This window comes from Corynebacterium sp. TAE3-ERU2 (genome assembly GCF_019209955.1).
GTDB lineage: Bacteria > Actinomycetota > Actinomycetes > Mycobacteriales > Mycobacteriaceae > Corynebacterium > Corynebacterium megadyptis.
In genome coordinates this window covers 256,016-272,405 of the sequence record NZ_JAHUTL010000002.1, presented here as the reverse complement: position 1 = coordinate 272,405, position 16,390 = coordinate 256,016, and the positions used below count along the sequence as shown (strand labels likewise).

Below are 16,390 nucleotides of genomic sequence, written 5' to 3'. Positions count from 1 at the left end.
CGGGGGTAGCGTGCAAAATAAGTAGACAGAGATGTCTATGATGGCGGCATGCACACACTCAATATTCCCGTCATTGACTTCTCTCGGCTGCGCAGCCCCGAGCATCCCGGATATGAAGACGAGCTTCATTCCTTGCTTGAGGCGGCGCACGAGGTGGGCTTTTTCTACCTTGCCCGCCACGGCATCGACCCCCGCGCCCGCGATGGGCTCTTGGCCGAGGCTCAGTCCTTTTTCGCCCAGCCCGCAGCACAGAAGCGGCGCATTTCCCAGGTGCATTCCCCGCACTATCGCGGCTATACCGCCACCGGCACCGAACGCACCCAGGGTTTGCGCGATTGGCGCGAGCAGCTGGATATTGGCCCCGAGCTGCCCGCCGAGCTCGAGAAGGTGCCAGAGGAGCCGTGGAAGATCCTGCAAGGGCCCAATCAGTGGCCTGCGGATCAGCCCGAGCTCAAAGAACGCGCTCTGGCGTGGTTTGCGCAGCTCGAACACATCGGCGCTGGTCTGCTGCGGGCCTGGGCGGTGGCCTTCGGCGAGGAGGAGGACTTCTTCGCCGAGGCCTTCCGCGCCCCGCACTCGCTGCTGAAGATCGTGCACTATCCCGCCCACGATCTCTCGGCCACCCGCCAGGGCGTCGGCGCGCACCACGACGCCGGTTTTATCACCCTGCTCACGGTGGAGGAGGGCTCCCGCGGCCTGCAGGTGCTTATCGACGGCCGCTGGGTGAATGTTCCCGCCATCGAGGATTATCTCATCGTCAATATCGGCGAGCTGCTCAGCGTGGCCACCGGCGGCTATCTTAAGGCCACCCCGCACCGGGTGCTGCCCTCCGCGCCGGGCACGGAACGCTTCTCCATTCCCTTCTTCTATAGCCCCGCGCTCGATGCCGAGGTGCCCCGCATCAGCCTCCCTCCGGAGCTAAGTGGCTCGCCCACGGAGGTGGGCGTGGATCTCGATGGCGAGCAGATCTACAGCACCAATGGTTTAAATGCCCTGAAGTCTCGACTGCGCGCCCACCCTGATGTCACCCAGAAATATCACCAACACATCGCGGATAACTTCGCGGATATCGTCGATAAGCACAAGAAAGCAGCCTAAAACCATGATTAAGAAGATTGCCGCCGCCGCAGTGTGCGTCCTGGGCCTTAGCGCCTGTAGCGCCCAGCCGGATGAGAACACGCTCACCGTTGTCGCCTCGCCCGAGCCGCATGCCCGGATTCTGGAATATATCGCGGACGAGGGCCTCGCGGAGGGAGTGGAGCTGGATGTGAAGGTGATCCAAGGAGGAATCGATCCCAATCACGTGACCACCCACGGCGATGCCGACGCCAACTTCTTCCAGCACCAGCCCTACTTAGAAGAATGGAGCGAGGAGAATAACGATCACAGCCTGCGCAGCGTCGCCAACGTGCACCTAGAACCGCTGACGCTATTTTCTACCAGCATTGATTCCCTCGAGGCGCTGCCCGACGGCGCCACGGTGACCATCCCCAACGACCCGGTGAATCGCGCCCGCGCCCTGGCGCTGCTTGCCGATACCGGGCTGATCGAGGTGGAGGATCGCGGCGCCGAGACGGCCGTGGCGGATATCACCGCCAATCCGCGCGAGCTGACCATCACGCCCGTCGACGCTCGCCTGCTGCCGCAGACGCTGGAGGACGAGGATGTGGCCGCAGCGGTGATTAATGGCAATTTCGCACTCGAAGCTGGGCTGGACTACGCAGAAGATGGTCTTGCCGCAGAGAAGCCGGAGAATAACCCCTATGTGAATATTCTGGTGGCGCCGGAGGATAAGGCAGACTCGCCGGCGGTACAGGCCCTCGCCCAGGCGCTTGAGTCCCAAGAAGTCGCCGATTTTATCCGCGCCGAGTACCAAAGCGCAGTGCTGCCCGCGCACTAATACTGTGACTCGAGCCGCACGCGCGGGGCGGCGGGGACTCTTACACTGGAGACTATGAGCGCAGATACCCCACGGAAAATCATTCTCGATTGCGATCCCGGCCACGATGACGCCGTGGCCATCATCCTCGCCGGCGGCAACCCCGCCATCGACCTGGTGGGCATTACCACCATCGGCGGCAACCAGACCCTAGAGAAGGTCACCCACAACGCCCGCGCAGTGGCCACTGCGGCTCGGCTGGACACCGTGGTCTATGCCGGCTGCGACCGCCCGCTGGTGCGGCCGCTGAGCGTCGCCGCCGATGTGCACGGCGAGACCGGCCTCGACGGGGCCACCTTGCCCACGCCGCGGGTGCCGCTCGGTGAGAAGCACGGCGTGGACTTCATCATCGACACCATCATGGCCAGTGAGGACGGCGAGATCACTCTCGTGCCCACCGGGCCGCTGACCAATATCGCTCTCGCGGTACGCAAAGAGCCGCGCATTGTGCACAAGGTGCGCGAGGTGGTGCTCATGGGCGGCGGCTATCACACCGGCAACCGAACTGCCTGGGCCGAGTTCAATGTCTACGTGGACCCGGAAGCCGCGCATATCGTGTTCAATGCCGGCTGGCCGGTGACCATGGTGGGCCTGGATCTCACGCACCAGGCGCTTGCGACCCGCGAGGTCGAGCAGCAGATCGCGCAGCTGGGCACCGAGTGCTCTCAGTTGGTGGTGGATCTCTGCGGTTTCTTCCGCGAGGCCTATCGGGAAAACCAGGGCTTCGATGATCCGCCGGTGCACGATCCCTGCACGATCGCCTATCTCATCGACCCCGAGTGTGTGGCCACCCGCCGCGCCCCCATCGACGTCGAGCTGCAGGGCAGTCTCACCACCGGCATGACCGTGGTGGATTTCCGCGCCCCCGCCGGCCCCGAGTGCCCCACCCAGGTCGCCACCACCCTAGACCACGGCCGTTTCTGGCAGCTGGTTACCGAGGCCATCGCGGCCGTAGAGGATAAGCCTGAGCTTTAAGGCGCGCGGGATTCGCAGCCTGCAAGATACGCCAACGCCCAGCCTCGCCCCGATAGAACAGGGGAGAGGCTGGGCGTTCGTGTATAGAACCCGTGGCCCGCGTGGGGTCGGTGCGGGTATTAGGAGCGGGCGGTGTGGCTAGCGACCGCGTGCAGGCCGGCATCGGTCATGTGGAACATGAGCTTGTGCGGGCTGCGGGCGGTGGTGTCCACGATGCCGGTGATCCAGCGATCATTGGAGCACATTTCGTGGCCATCGGAGATCGGCTTGGTGTCTACGAAGGTGGCGCCACCATCACGAGAGGCGTTCACCTGTGCCCACTGCAGGTGGCGCTCGACGTCATTGACGGCGCGAGCAGGAATGCCCAGCGGCACATTGGGGATCACGTTGATCAGGCACACGCCGCCTTCCGCATTGGCCACATGCGGCATGCCGACGACCTTCACGCGGGCGTTCGGGGCATAGTGCTTGGCCTTGGCGATGGAGTGGCGGATCGCGCCATAGAGATCGCGCTCAATATCGGGCAGGGACTGGCTGCTCATGCGCGAGTAGGTGTCATTGCCGCCGGCGAAGATGACCACCTCGGAGGTGCCGTTGTTGAGCTTGCCGCGCTGTGCCGCGGTGTCAATGGCGAAGTCCACGCGCATGCCGCCGCTCATGAAGCTGGCGCCGGGGCAGGTGAAATCATCCACGGGCTTGCCCGAGACGCGGGCATAGGTGCCGGAGAAAAGACCATCGCTGCCGCATCCCACCTGGTTGAGGTGGGCGTTCGGGGTGATGACGCGAGCCTGCTCAGGGAGCTTGGAGGCAACGAAGTCCTCGATGCTCGGATTGGCGGGCATGGAATCGCCGACCACGACGACATTGCCAGGTGCCGCGTGGGACGGCGCCGGCAAGGCGGCGGAGATGCCCATAGCAGCGGCGGCGGCGGTCACAAGAGACAGCACCTTAGTGCGGGTCTGAGATGCAGACTTCATGAAGTTCTTTCCAATCGGGTCACGGAAAACATCGGCACCGCCCGTCGGCGGCATCACTGATGTATATCGCTGGGAAGCTTAGCAGGTGTTACCTAAATGAGACTTTACTCTTGTCACAGAGGTTAGCGAGCGAGTGTGTAGGGTCGCAAAAATATCTCCCGATACTGAGCGAGCGTTATGCCCGAATGGGGGGATGGGCGGGTGGTGTCCGTGGGAGCGCGAACCGCGCGGGAATACCGGGCAGGCATCGAGCGTGTCACCGGCGAAAGGCAGCAGTGCGGCAGCTCTGCGAAGAAAGAGGGTGACCCCTCTCGATCGGGGGTACACATTGTGTTCCGACTGGCGGACTATGTGCAGTTCAGGTGGGGAAATAAAAAAGCTTCCCCACCAGGACTCGAACCTAGAATGACGGTACCAAAAACCGTAGTGTTGCCAATTACACCATGGGGAAACGCACATGCCCAACGGCCGTGCGCTAGAAATCCTACAACATAGCGTTGGGGGCGTGCCAATCGCTGCTGGGGGACAGAAAGACTAAAGATGCGGCTGAGAGAGGGATAAGCGTATAGGCTTTACGGCATGGTGAAGCGGAGGATGACCGGCAAGCAGCGCCGCGAGCAACTAGTAGAAGTAGGACGCACAGTATTTGCAGAGCGCGGGCTCAAGGGCACCAGCGTGGAGGAGATTGCCTCCCGCGCAGGGGTGTCCAAGCCGGTAGTGTACGAGCACTTCGGTGGCAAAGAGGGGCTCTATGCCGAGGTTGTGGACCGCGATACGCAGCTGATGCGCTCGGTGATTGAAAATGCCCTGAACTGTTCCGGCTACCGCCGTCGGGTGGAGTCCGCGGTGATGGCCTTCCTGTCTTTTGTGGAAGACCACACCGATGAGTTCACCATCCTTACCCGCGATGTGGACCCCGAGCAGCACAACACCTATTCCACGCTGCTCAATGACACCGTGGGCAAAGTCTCCTATATTCTGGCCGGCGCTTTCGAAAAGTCGGGGCTCAACCCCGATGTGGCGGTGCTCTATGGCCAAGCGCTGGTGGGTATGGCCTCCTCCACGGCGCAGTGGTGGCTGGATGTGCGCGAGCCCAGCAAGGAAGTGGTGGCCGCGCATATCGTTAATCTCTGCTGGAATGGCCTGGCCGGCATGGTGGCTGATCCCAGCCTGCGCGATCCGGAGCTGAAGACGGTCGGCGAAAACGCCAAGTACTATCAGCCCACCGAAACCCCCGAGGCCCTGCAGCGCGCCCATAGCCGCCGCACCGCCCAGGGCGAGAGCGCCCCGAAGCCGGCAGGCGGGGACTCTGCAGCAGACTCCACCCCGGCTGCGGACTAGCCCGATACCTGATACCCCTGCTACCGGCGCGCTATCGCGCCGGCTCTGCTGCTGCCCACACCTCGCCCACGAGTAGTATCAGCGCGGTAAGGTGCACGGCAGCGCAGGGGACTGGCCTGCCGTGCTTACGGCGGGGCTCGTCGGCGACCGCGCTGTGTAGTATTCATCCACCGTTTTTAGGAAGGCATCGCCCAGCCGTGACTCACGAGGCGTCCGCATCATCCACCCCCATGCTCAGTGGCCTGGCCCGCACGGCCGCAGAGGATAAGAAGTTCGCTGGGTTGCTCACTCATGTGGGCGATCCGCGCCTGCATCTCTCGCTCGTTGATCAGGCCCGGCCGTGGACGATTGCGGCCTTGGCGCAAAAAGCACGGCTGTTGGTGGTCACTGCCAATGGCCGCGAGGCCGAGGATCTCACCGCCGAGCTGAAGGCCATGCTGGGGGAGAAGGTGGCCTTTTTGCCCTCCTGGGAGACGCTGCCGCATGAGCGCTTGAGCCCCGGTATGGACATCGTGGGCCGCCGCGCCCAGACTCTAGACACCCTGCAGGATTATCGCGTGGTGGTCACCCCGGCGCGCAGCTATTGCCAGCCGGTGCTGAATACCGAGCAGCAGTCGATTCGCCTGCAGGTCGATACGGAATGCGATTTTGAGCAGCTGCGCAGTCAGCTGGTGTTTTTCGGCTACTCCCATGTGGATATGGTCTCTCGCCGCGGCGAGTTCGCTACCCGCGGCGGGATTATCGATGTCTTTCCCACCACGGCCGATCAGGCGGTGCGCATCGAGTTCTGGGGCGATGAGGTCAGTGAGATGCGCGAGTTTGCGGTGGCGGATCAGCGCGCCATCGCCGACCGCGTGCTCGAGCAGCTCTCGATTTATCCCGCACGCACGCTGCTTATCGACGATGCAGTGGCTGGCCGCGCCCGCGAGCTGGCGCGCACCTATGCGCATCACCCGGCCCTCGGCGAGCTGCTGGATAAGATCTCTACCCACACCTACGCCGATGGCATGGAGGCGCTGCTGCCGGTGCTCAGCCCGCATGAGCTGGTGCCGCTGCCGCAGATCTTGGGCAGTGGCTGGCATGTGCTGGAGCTGGCACCGCAGAAGATCATGGCCCGCATCAGCGATCTCATCGCCACGGATGAAGAGTTTTTGGCCGCCGGCTGGGAGGTGGCCGCGATGGGCGGCACGGCACCGGTGGCCAGCGCCGATCTGGACCTTTCGGCCGGCTCCTATGTGGGCATCGAGGCGCTTCACGACGCCATGCTCGCCCAGGCCCAGCCGCACTGGACCGCGGCGGAACCGGGGATTCTCGAGGCCAGCGAGGATCTCACCCTACCCTTGGAGTTGTCGCTGCCGCCGCAGCCGCGGGGTGATCTCAAAGAGATTGAGTCCATGATGAAAGAGCTGCTGGCGCATACCCTCGCCGGCGGCAAGGTCGCCTATATTGCCCCGGCCAAGGGGGCGATTAAGCGCATGCGGGAGCGGTTTAAGGAGCAGGGAATCGCCACCACCGTGGCCACCCCCGGCTGGCAGCCGAGCGCTGGCGAGGTGACGCTCTATCAGGCCTTCGCCCATAACGGTGTGGTCTTTGACGGCCCGAATCTGGTGGTCATCACCGAGACCGATCTCACCGGTAACCGCGTGGGCGATATTGCGGGAGCGAAGCGTCGTCCAGCGAAAAAGCGCAATCGGGTGGATCCGCTGGCGCTGAAAAAGGGCGACTATGTGGTGCATGACACCCATGGCATCGGCCGCTTTGTGGAGATGACCGAGCGCACCATCACCACCGGCGATGGCACCTCGCGGCGCGAGTATGTGGTGCTGGAATACGCCTCCTCCAAGCGGGGCGCGCCGGCCGATAAGCTCTATGTGCCCATGGACTCCATCGACCTGCTGAGCAAGTATGTGGGCGGGGAGACCCCGACGCTGTCGAAGATGGGCGGCTCGGATTGGAAGAACACCAAGCGCAAGGCGCGCGCCGCGGTGCGCGAGATCGCCGGCGAGCTCATCGAGCTCTATGCCAAGCGCCAGGCCGCGCCCGGCTATGCCTTCGCCCCGGATTCGCCTTGGCAAAAGGAGATGGAGGATAACTTCCCCTTCGTCGAAACCGAGGACCAGATGCTGGCGATCCAGGCGGTGAAGGAGGACATGGAAAAGCCGGTGCCGATGGACCGTGTGGTCGTCGGCGATGTGGGCTATGGCAAAACCGAGGTGGCGGTGCGCGCCGCCTTCAAGGCCGTGCAAGATGGCAAGCAGGTGGCGTTGCTGGTGCCCACCACGCTGCTGGCGCAGCAGCATCTATCCACCTTCGAAGAACGCATGGCGGGCTTTCCCGTGACCATCCGTGGGCTCTCGCGCTTTACCTCCACCGCGGAGGCGAAGGAGATCATCAGCGGTTTGGCCAGCGGCGAGGTGGATGTGGTCATCGGCACCCACCGCCTGCTGCAGACCGGTGTGACCTGGAAGAACCTCGGGCTGGTGATCGTGGATGAGGAACAGCGCTTCGGTGTGGAACACAAGGAACACATCAAGGGCCTGCGCACCCACGTGGACGTGCTCACCATGTCTGCCACCCCGATTCCGCGCACCTTGGAGATGTCCATGGCCGGCATCAGGGAGATGTCTACCATCCTCACCCCGCCGGAGGATCGCCACCCAGTTTTGACCTATGTGGGCGCGGCCGAGGACAAGCAGATCGCGGCGGCGATTCGGCGCGAAATCCTGCGCGATGGGCAGGTGTTCTTCGTGCACAACAAGGTCAAAGACATTGATAAGCGAGCCAGCGAGCTGCGTGATCTTGTGCCCGAAGCCCGCATCGTGGTGGCCCATGGCCAGATGAGCGAGCAGCTGCTGGAACAAACCGTGCAGGGCTTCTGGAATCGCGACTATGACGTGCTGGTGTGCACCACGATCGTGGAAACCGGCCTGGATATCGCCAATGCCAATACCCTCATCGTGGAAAACGCCCACCATATGGGCCTGTCCCAGCTGCACCAGCTGCGCGGTCGCGTGGGCCGCTCCCGGGAGCGCGGCTATGCCTACTTCCTCTATCCCAAGGGAGTGCTGCTCTCCGAGATCGCCTATGACCGGCTCTCCACTATCGCCCACAACAATGATCTGGGCGCGGGCATGGCCGTGGCGATGAAGGATCTGGAGATGCGCGGCGCGGGCAATGTCCTCGGCGCCGAACAATCCGGGCATATCGCCGGGGTGGGCTTCGATCTATATATGCGGCTGGTGGGCGAGGCCGTGGAGACCTTCCGCGCTCTCGCCTCCGGCCAGCCGCTGGATGCCACCGAGAAGGAATCCACCGAAATCCGCATCGACCTGCCGGTGGATGCCCACATCCCCGATAGCTATATCAACTCCGAGCGGCTGCGCCTGGACATGTATCGCACTCTTGCCGCCGCACACACCGAGGCGGAGCTGAGCCGCGCCGTGGACGATATGAGCGATCGCTTCGGCCAGCCGCCGGTGGAGGTCCAGCGCCTGCTCACCATGGCGCGGCTGCGCCGGGTGGCTGCCCGCGCGCAGGTGGCCGATATCGTGGTCCAGGGCAATCGCATCAAGATCCACCCCGTGGAGCTCAAAGACTCCCAGCAGGTGCGGCTCAAGCGCCTCTATGGTGGCTCCACCTATCGCGCCGCCGCCAAGGCCGTGATGGTGCCGCTGCCCAAGGCGGGGCGCACCATCACCGATCCGCAGCTGCGCGATGTCGAACTCGTGCAATGGGTGGCGGACTTTTTGTCCACCATGTTCCAGCTGGATCGGGTGAATGTGAGCACCGGCGTGGAATCCGCCATGGAGACCGTCGCCCCGGTGGTGAGCAGCTCCACCGCAGACGGCGGCCGTGCCACGAGCAGCAGCGGCCCTGCTGCCGGGACGCGGCGGCGTCGGGCGGGTCGGCGCGGCAAGCGCACCGCCGCCGAGATTAATGAGCAGATGGATATGGAAGATAAGCGCGAGGCCCGGCGGCGGAAATACCGCTTGCGCTAAGCCACAGCGCCGCCGTACCGGCACGAAGACTAACGCCTCCCGGCGGGAGAGAAAATTCCTGCGGGGAGGCGTCGATAAGCGCGGCGGGGCAGCCGCTAGAGCGAGAGGCTGCCAGTGGACAGCCCGTAGATGGCGAATCCGCCACCGATGAGAACGAGCGCCACAATCACCCATTCCACCGGGTTGAACACCCGATCGCCGCTGGCTTTGCGGGTCCACACATAGGGCACCAGCCCAGGAATGACGAGCAACGCGCCAAAGAGCACATAGGTGACATCGGCGGCATAGAACAGCCACAGCGAATACACGGTGGCGATCAGCGCCACGAGGCGATGCTTCCCATTGGTCCGCGCGGAGATCTCCGGGCCGGAATCGTCGAAGCGAATCCCGGCCTGCGGGTGGGCCACACCGCGGCCGCGGGTGGTCAGCAGCAGCAAATAGATAGCCGAGAACACATAGGGCAGCATGTACATCATGGTGGCCAGCTGCACCATGGAGACATAGGTGGTCTCATTGACAAAGAAAATGATCACCGAGATCTGAATCACCACGGTGGACACCAGCTGCGCCCACACCGTGGCGCCCTGATCGTTGACAGCGCCCAATTTCTTCGGCAGCAGCCCGTCCGTGGCCATGAGCGCGATCGGCTCGGCGCAGAGCATCTGCCAGGACACATAGGCGCCCAGCACCGATAGGCACAGGCCCAGCGAGATGAGCGCTCCGCCCCACGGGCCCACCACGGCCTCCAGCACGCTGGCCATGGAGTTATCCGGCAGCGCCGCCAATTCCTCTTGGGTGAGCACACCATAGGAGAGGGTGGCCACGGTCACCAGCAGCGCGAGCACGGTGAAGAAGCCAAAGACGGTGGCTTTGCCCACATCGGAGCGGGTGCGGGCCTGCTTGGAATAGACGCTGGCGCCCTCAACACCGATGAAGGCCCACACGGTAAAGAGCATGATGCCCTTGACCTGATCCATCGTCGAGCCCACCGAGCCCTCGCGCGCCCACACATCCAGGGTGAAGGTATCCCAGCTAAAGCCGAGAAACGCCACCAGCAGAATGAAGGCGGCAATCGGCAGCAATTTCGCCACCGTCGTCACCATATTCAGCACCGCGGCCTGGCGAATACCGCGGGTGAGCGCGAAATAGATCACCCAGGTCATCAGCGAGACGGCCACCGCCTGAATCCAGCGGTGCTCATCATTAAAGAGCGTCACATAATGGCCGATCGTGGAGAAGAACAACGTGGCATAGCCAACCTGGGCGATCACGGAGCCAAGCCAATAGCCCCACGCCGAGGCGAAGCCCACGAAATCGCCGAGGCCGGCGCGCACATAGGAGTACACGCCCGAATCGAGATGGGGTTTGCGCACCGCCAGAATGTGGAACACGAAGGCAATCGAGAGCATGCCCACGCCCGCAATGGCCCAGCCGATGAGCATCGCGCCGGGACCTGCGACAGAACCCGCATTTTGCGGCAGGGCAAAGATGCCGGTTCCGATCGTGGAGCCGATAATAAGCGACACGAGCGTCCACACGCGCACGGTCGGCCGATGAGAGTTCGTGCCCGCAACCACGGGCTGAGATGTAGTGCTCACCCACATACCCTAAAACACGCTGCGGGAAAACTGACAGCATCGGCCTTCCGTCTGGGGGTAACGCGGTACGGTGAGGCCATGCGCACTATTGTTCTCGATGCCAATAATGGTTTTGCTGTACCGCTGGAGCACATCGCAGACCTGACTGGGCCGGTGCTTATCGACGCAGACCTGCCCAGCAGCGTTCGCTCCCAGCTCTGTGCCCTCGGCGCGGAGCCCGCCGCGGAGGCGCCGGTGCGGATCTGTGCCAGCTCCAGCACACACGCCATGGCCGTGATGGAGCGGGCGCTCGATATTGGAGAGTGGGAGCGCAGCCAAAGCCATAGCTCATTGGTGCCGTATCTGCGGGAGGAAAGCGAGGAGTTCATCGCCGCCGTCGTCGCCTGGGAGCGCGGCGAGGCCAGCGCGGAGGAGTTAAAGAAAGAACTCGCCGATGTCTATCTCCAAGTCCTATTCCATGCCGAGCTGGCGCGGCGTCGCGGGGATTTTTCCATGGTGGAGGTAGCCCAGGCCTTTGTGGAGAAACTGCAGGTGCGCGCGCCGTATCTTTTCGATGGCACCACCGAGATCGTGGCCGTGGAGGAACAGAAGAACTTGTGGGAGAAGGGCAAGCAGACAGAGCAGCGCCGCGAGCGGGGCGATTCTGTATATTAAACGTCCATGGCTACTGGAGGACGACGCGCGCTCGGCTGCGGCTGCAGCACGGTTTTGGCGATCATTATGGTGATCGCCGTGGTGGGGTGGGCGCTCTCGCTCTTGGAGGGTGCCAGCCCCATCCGCCAGTTGCGGCCCGTGCCCGATAACGTCCCGCCGGCCGCCGGGGCGGAGGTGCCGGCCATCAATGTCGATGACGCCGGGCGCACCTCCGACAAGCTCGGCTACTGGGCCGATCCGCTGGCCGCGGAGATGTCCATTCCCGCCCCGGCGCTGCGCGCCTATGCGAATGCCGAGCTCATCGCTGCCGCCTCCTGGCCGGAGTGCCACCTGAAATGGAATACCCTCGCCGGCATCGGCTTTGTAGAGACCCGCCACGGCACCTATTCCGGCAAGGTTTTCGGCGGCTCCAGTATCGGCGATGATGGGGTGGTCTCCCCGCCGATCATTGGCGTGCCGCTCGATGGTTCGCCCGGGTTTGCCGAGATTCCCGATACCGATAATGGCGAGCTCGACGGCGATACCCAGTGGGATCGCGCCGTGGGCCCGATGCAATTCATTCCCGAGTCCTGGGGCCGCTATGGGCGCGACGCCAATGGCGATGGGGTAGCGGATCCGCATCAGATCGACGACGCCGCGCTCGGTTCGGCCACCCTGCTCTGTTCGAATGGCCGCGATCTGGCTACTCCAGAGGGCTGGGTCGATGCCATCCGCTCCTACAACATGTCCAATGACTATCTGGTGCGGGTGCGCGATGCCGCCGCCTCCTATGCGCTGGGGCAGCCGGCGCTGTAACGGTGTGAGTTTGTTCCCACATTGCCGCCTGCGACGGCAGGGGCGCGCATTTCGTGCCACAATTGAGCGGTGAAGCGTGACTTTCGCAACCATCTCGCAGCCTATCCTGCAGAAATGTTGGCTATCGGACATCAAACATGTGGTTTTGAGTCCGTATGTCGCAAAAATGCGCTAGAATCGGGCATGTTGGTGGAAAGATCGCACACGCATTTCCACACCCCAGCAATCTGTCTAACGGCTTAGGAGGCCATAGTGGCTGAGATTATGCACGTATTTGCACGCGAGATCCTTGATTCCCGCGGTAACCCCACCATTGAGTGCGAGGTCATCTTGGATGATGGCTCGCACGGTCGCGCCGATGTGCCCTCGGGTGCATCCACCGGTGTGCACGAGGCACACGAGCTGCGCGATGGCGGCGACCGCTACCTGGGCAAGGGTGTGCAGAAGGCAGTGGAGAACGTCAACGAGGAAATCGCTGACGCTCTCGCTGGTCTCGAGGCCGATGACCAGCGCCTGATCGACCAGACCCTCATCGAGCTCGACGGCACCGACAACAAGTCCCGCCTGGGCGCCAACGCCATCTTGGGCGTGTCCATGGCTGTGGCTAAGGCTGCCGCTGACTCCTCCCTGCTGGAGCTGTTCCGCTACGTCGGCGGCCCGAACGCCCACGTTCTGCCCGTGCCGATGATGAACATCCTCAACGGTGGCGCGCACGCCGACTCCGGCGTGGACGTCCAGGAGTTCATGATCGCCCCGATCGGTGCCGAGACCTTCTCCGAGGCTCTGCGCGTCGGCGCCGAGGTCTACCACACCCTGAAGAAGGTTATTAAGGACAAGGGCCTGTCCACCGGCCTGGGCGATGAGGGCGGCTTCGCTCCCTCCGTCGAGTCCACCAAGGCTGCCCTCGACCTCATCGTCGAGGCCATCGAGAAGGCCGGCTTCACCCCGGGCAAGGACGTCGCCCTGGCACTGGACGTTGCCTCCTCCGAGTTCTTCAAGGATGGCAAGTACCACTTCGAGGGCGGCGAGCACACCGCTGAGGAGATGGCCAAGGTCTACGAGGAGCTCATTGGGCAGTACCCGATCGTCTCCATCGAGGACCCGCTGCAGGAAGACGACTGGGAGGGCTACACCAACCTCACCGCCACCATCGGCGAGAAGGTCCAGATCGTCGGCGACGACTTCTTCGTCACCAACCCGCAGCGCCTGCAGGAGGGCATCGACAAGAAGGCCGCCAACGCGCTGCTGGTGAAGGTGAACCAGATCGGTACCCTCACCGAGACCTTCGACGCTGTCGAGCTGGCCCACCGCAATGGCTACCGCTGCATGATGTCCCACCGCTCCGGTGAGACCGAGGACGTCACCATCGCCGATCTGGCCGTGGGCCTCAACTGCGGTCAGATCAAGACCGGCGCCCCGGCCCGCTCCGAGCGCGTTGCCAAGTACAACCAGCTGCTGCGCATCGAGCAGATCCTCGGCGACGCCGCTGTCTACGCCGGCGCCAACGCCTTCCCGCGCTTCCAGGCCTAAACGCCTAAAGAGCGCGCGCTTACCCGCGCTGATCACCACCGCGCCCCACGGCCGGCACCCACACTGGGTGTCGCGTGGGGCGCGCTGTGCTGTGTGGGGCTAAACTTAGGCACATTATGGCCACAGGAGACACCCCGCGATCGGTACCGGTGAAAAACAAGGCGCACTTCGCCACCCCCACGCGCAGCGCCAGCCTGCCCCGCACCTCGATGACCCGGGGCATGAGCCCTGTGGGGATTGTCGTTCTCGTCGTCGCCCTGCTGCTCGCGCTCTGGCTCATCGTGCTGCCGCTACGCACCTACTTTGACCAGCGCTCCGATATCTCCAACCTCAACTCCTCCATCGCGGCCAAACAAGCCGAAAAGGAGCGCCTGCTCGACGAATTGGAGAAAAACAACTCTCCGGCCTACCAAGACGAGCAGATTCGCCGCCGCCTTGGCGCCATCCCAGAAGGGGAAACACCCTTCCGTATTCTCGATCCCTCCATCACACCCAGCGACGGGGTGACGTCGACAAGCGCAGAGGAGCAGGCCGAGAACCACACCTGGTACACCGACCTATGGCACAGCGTCACCGACCCCCGCGCCACACTCGTGGAGCTCAATCACGACGTAGACAGCGATCGTGGGGACGAACCCGATATCTCCAATTTGCCGCTCGAACCCCTCGAACCACAGCAACAACCCCAGCCCGCCGACGCCGAGCCCGCAGCGCCGCCACAGAATTAACTCCGCGCCCTGGATCGTGAGACACTAGAGCGCATGAGCGTACGCGATGCAGATCTAGACGAGATCCAGACCCAGCTTGGCCGCCGCCCCCGCGGCGTGCGCGCCGTCTCCTACCGCTGCCCCGATGGTGCCCCCGGGGCCATCGAAACCGCGCCGCGCCTCGAAGACGGCACACCCTTTCCCACCCTGTACTACCTCACCGATCCGCGGCTGACCGCGGAGGCCTCGCGGCTCGAGGTGGCGCACGTGATGAAATGGATGACCGCGCGGCTCGACAGCGACGCCGACCTTGCGGAGGACTATCGCCGCGCCCACGAGTTTTATCTCGCCAAGCGCAACGCCATCGAGGATCTCGGCACCGACTTCTCCGGCGGCGGCATGCCCGATCGCGTCAAGTGCGTCCACGTGCTCATCGCCTATGCGCTGTCAGAAGGACCCGACCGGGTGCGCCTCGGCACCGAGGCCGTGGCGATCGCCGCCGATCACGGCAAGCTGCGCGGCACCGCCATCCCCGCCGACTGGCCCACCTGCGCCGAGCTCGGCATCGACCTCGAGCAATTCGACTTCTCCAACGCCGAGGTGAAATAACATGACCCGCCTCGCCGCCGTCGATTGCGGAACCAACTCCCTGCGCCTGCTCATCTCCGAAGTCCGCGATGGCAACGTCCGCGACATCTACCGCGGCATGGAAATCGTGCGCCTCGGCCAGGGCGTCGACGCCACCGGGGAATTCGACCCCGAGGCGCTCGAACGCACCCGCACCGTGCTCGAGCGCTATGTGGACATCATGAAGATCGAGCGCGTCGAAGCCGTACGCATGGTGGCCACCTCCGCCACCCGCGACGCCGGCAACCGCAACGAGTTCTTCACCATGACCAGCAAGCTGCTCAACCAGGTGGCACCCAACCGCGGTGCCGAAGTAATCAGCGGCGAAGAAGAAGCCCAACTCTCCTTCAGCGGCGCAGTCAGCGACCTCACAGAACTCCCAGGGCCCTACTGCGTGATCGACCTTGGTGGCGGATCCACAGAATTCGTGGTGGGCACCAGCGACGGAGAGATCCTCGGCTCCCACTCCAGCCAGATGGGCTGCGTGCGCCTGACCGAGCGCATCATGCGCTCCGACCCGCCCACCAGCACCGAAATCGACATCGCCGCCGACTACGTGCGCGAACGCCTCAGCGAAGTACGCGCCATCGTGCCCATTAGCGAGGCCGCCACCTTCGTCGGCTGCGCCGGCACCTTCACCACGCTCTCCGCGCTCGCCCAAGGACTCGAAGCCTATGAAGCCACCGCGATCCACGGCAGCACGCTGCGTTTCGACGCCCTCCGCGTGCTCTGCGGCGACCTACTGGCACAAACCTCCACCCAGCGCGCCGCCCACCCCGTGATCCACGAAGGCCGCGCCGATGTCATCTCCGGCGGGGCGATGGTCGTCGACGGCATCACCACCATGATCGAAGAGGAAACAGAGGTCCACGAGATCATGATTTCCGAAAAAGACATCCTCGACGGGATCATCAATGAGCTCGCGCGGCAGCGCGGGGAGATCGAATAAAGAAGCGTTGCAGCGGCGGCGAGATGGCGTCGATAAGCGCAAAAGAGCGAAGGCAGAAAAACGTCCCCCCAGTCGGACTCGAACCGACACTGAATGGATTTTAAGTCCACCGCCTCTGCCAATTGGGCTATAGGGGGATCACGCGCTGCGCGCGCTCGAACCAGTGTAAAACATCGCGCGTGCGGCGAGCGAATTCGCCCTGCCCGCGGGTCGGAGAAGGAAAGTAGGACCCGAGGGAACTAACACGGGGGCGGAAACGTTGAATAGGACGTAAGCGCGATAACGTGACACAACAATCGC

Annotated in this window: 13 protein-coding genes and 1 tRNA gene; 11 read left to right on the top strand and 3 right to left on the bottom strand. The window is 63.7% G+C overall.

Annotated features, from left to right (window positions below; all coding sequences use genetic code 11):
- Nucleotides 1-48 precede the first annotated feature (48 nt).
- The 3 genes from KRX12_RS04090 to KRX12_RS04080 are packed head-to-tail and all read left to right on the top strand — an operon-like array spanning nt 49 to nt 2,914.
- Nucleotides 49-1,098 (top strand): isopenicillin N synthase family oxygenase, encoded by a 1,050-nt coding sequence (locus tag KRX12_RS04090; RefSeq protein WP_218365828.1) that lies wholly within the window; start codon nt 49-51, stop codon nt 1,096-1,098.
- 4 nt (nt 1,099-1,102) lie between these two features.
- Nucleotides 1,103-1,900 carry a MetQ/NlpA family ABC transporter substrate-binding protein gene (locus tag KRX12_RS04085; protein WP_218365827.1) on the top strand — a complete coding sequence of 266 codons (798 nt, stop codon included), beginning with the start codon at nt 1,103-1,105 and terminating at the stop codon, nt 1,898-1,900.
- A 54-nt stretch (nt 1,901-1,954) separates the two neighbouring features.
- Nucleotides 1,955-2,914 (top strand): nucleoside hydrolase, encoded by a 960-nt coding sequence (locus KRX12_RS04080; RefSeq protein WP_218365826.1) that lies wholly within the window; start codon nt 1,955-1,957, stop codon nt 2,912-2,914.
- 119 nt (nt 2,915-3,033) lie between these two features.
- On the opposite strand, the gene KRX12_RS04075 is transcribed toward KRX12_RS04080, so the two are convergent.
- Entirely contained in the window at nt 3,034-3,891 is an 858-nt protein-coding gene (locus KRX12_RS04075) for a GDSL-type esterase/lipase family protein (RefSeq protein WP_218365825.1), read from the bottom strand.
- A 579-nt stretch (nt 3,892-4,470) separates the two neighbouring features.
- On the opposite strand from KRX12_RS04075, the gene KRX12_RS04070 reads away from it, so the two are divergent.
- Nucleotides 4,471-5,232, top strand: coding sequence for a TetR family transcriptional regulator (locus tag KRX12_RS04070; protein ID WP_370625134.1), 762 nt, complete (start codon nt 4,471-4,473; stop codon nt 5,230-5,232).
- A 230-nt stretch (nt 5,233-5,462) separates the two neighbouring features.
- Complete coding sequence (gene mfd / locus KRX12_RS04065) at nt 5,463-9,230, top strand: transcription-repair coupling factor (RefSeq protein WP_218365919.1); 3,768 nt, start codon at nt 5,463-5,465, stop codon at nt 9,228-9,230.
- Between the two features lie 95 nt (nt 9,231-9,325).
- On the opposite strand, the gene KRX12_RS04060 is transcribed toward mfd, so the two are convergent.
- The gene (locus KRX12_RS04060) at nt 9,326-10,834 is read right to left on the bottom strand and encodes an amino acid permease (RefSeq protein ID WP_218365824.1); all 1,509 of its coding nucleotides are present in this window, start codon (nt 10,832-10,834) and stop codon (nt 9,326-9,328) included.
- A gap of 72 nt (nt 10,835-10,906) precedes the next feature.
- Here KRX12_RS04060 and KRX12_RS04055 point away from each other — a divergent pair, with 72 nt between their 5' ends.
- From KRX12_RS04055 to KRX12_RS04030, 6 genes are all read left to right on the top strand, one after another.
- Nucleotides 10,907-11,482 (top strand): MazG nucleotide pyrophosphohydrolase domain-containing protein, encoded by a 576-nt coding sequence (locus KRX12_RS04055; RefSeq protein WP_218365823.1) that lies wholly within the window; start codon nt 10,907-10,909, stop codon nt 11,480-11,482.
- Nucleotides 11,483-11,488: 6 nt separating this feature from the next.
- Complete coding sequence (locus tag KRX12_RS04050) at nt 11,489-12,277, top strand: lytic transglycosylase domain-containing protein (RefSeq protein ID WP_192796213.1); 789 nt, start codon at nt 11,489-11,491, stop codon at nt 12,275-12,277.
- 252 nt (nt 12,278-12,529) lie between these two features.
- Nucleotides 12,530-13,807, top strand: coding sequence for a phosphopyruvate hydratase (gene eno / locus KRX12_RS04045; protein ID WP_218365822.1), 1,278 nt, complete (start codon nt 12,530-12,532; stop codon nt 13,805-13,807).
- Between the two features lie 116 nt (nt 13,808-13,923).
- Nucleotides 13,924-14,535 (top strand): septum formation initiator family protein, encoded by a 612-nt coding sequence (locus tag KRX12_RS04040; RefSeq protein ID WP_218363532.1) that lies wholly within the window; start codon nt 13,924-13,926, stop codon nt 14,533-14,535.
- A 33-nt stretch (nt 14,536-14,568) separates the two neighbouring features.
- Entirely contained in the window at nt 14,569-15,123 is a 555-nt protein-coding gene (locus KRX12_RS04035; RefSeq protein WP_218363531.1) for a DUF501 domain-containing protein, read from the top strand.
- Nucleotide 15,124: 1 nt separating this feature from the next.
- Nucleotides 15,125-16,090: a Ppx/GppA phosphatase family protein gene (locus KRX12_RS04030; RefSeq protein ID WP_218363530.1), complete on the top strand. Its 966-nt coding sequence runs from the start codon at nt 15,125-15,127 to the stop codon at nt 16,088-16,090.
- Between the two features lie 63 nt (nt 16,091-16,153).
- On the opposite strand, the gene KRX12_RS04025 is transcribed toward KRX12_RS04030, so the two are convergent.
- Nucleotides 16,154-16,227: transfer RNA gene (locus KRX12_RS04025), tRNA-Leu, on the bottom strand.
- Between the last annotated feature and the right edge of the window lie 163 nt (nt 16,228-16,390).

What these genes read in the sequence shown, in the direction of transcription:
- KRX12_RS04060 (WP_218365824.1), bottom strand. Translation starts at nt 10,834, where the DNA reads ATGTGGGTGAGCACTACATCTCAGCCCGTGGTTGCGGGCACGAACTCT.
- KRX12_RS04035 (WP_218363531.1), top strand. Translation starts at nt 14,569, where the DNA reads ATGAGCGTACGCGATGCAGATCTAGACGAGATCCAGACCCAGCTTGGC.
- KRX12_RS04090 (WP_218365828.1), top strand. Translation starts at nt 49, where the DNA reads ATGCACACACTCAATATTCCCGTCATTGACTTCTCTCGGCTGCGCAGC.
- KRX12_RS04085 (WP_218365827.1), top strand. Translation starts at nt 1,103, where the DNA reads ATGATTAAGAAGATTGCCGCCGCCGCAGTGTGCGTCCTGGGCCTTAGC.
- KRX12_RS04070 (WP_370625134.1), top strand. Translation starts at nt 4,471, where the DNA reads ATGGTGAAGCGGAGGATGACCGGCAAGCAGCGCCGCGAGCAACTAGTA.
- KRX12_RS04050 (WP_192796213.1), top strand. Translation starts at nt 11,489, where the DNA reads ATGGCTACTGGAGGACGACGCGCGCTCGGCTGCGGCTGCAGCACGGTT.
- KRX12_RS04055 (WP_218365823.1), top strand. Translation starts at nt 10,907, where the DNA reads ATGCGCACTATTGTTCTCGATGCCAATAATGGTTTTGCTGTACCGCTG.
- KRX12_RS04030 (WP_218363530.1), top strand. Translation starts at nt 15,125, where the DNA reads ATGACCCGCCTCGCCGCCGTCGATTGCGGAACCAACTCCCTGCGCCTG.
- mfd (WP_218365919.1), top strand. Translation starts at nt 5,463, where the DNA reads ATGCTCAGTGGCCTGGCCCGCACGGCCGCAGAGGATAAGAAGTTCGCT.
- KRX12_RS04075 (WP_218365825.1), bottom strand. Translation starts at nt 3,891, where the DNA reads ATGAAGTCTGCATCTCAGACCCGCACTAAGGTGCTGTCTCTTGTGACC.
- KRX12_RS04040 (WP_218363532.1), top strand. Translation starts at nt 13,924, where the DNA reads ATGGCCACAGGAGACACCCCGCGATCGGTACCGGTGAAAAACAAGGCG.
- KRX12_RS04080 (WP_218365826.1), top strand. Translation starts at nt 1,955, where the DNA reads ATGAGCGCAGATACCCCACGGAAAATCATTCTCGATTGCGATCCCGGC.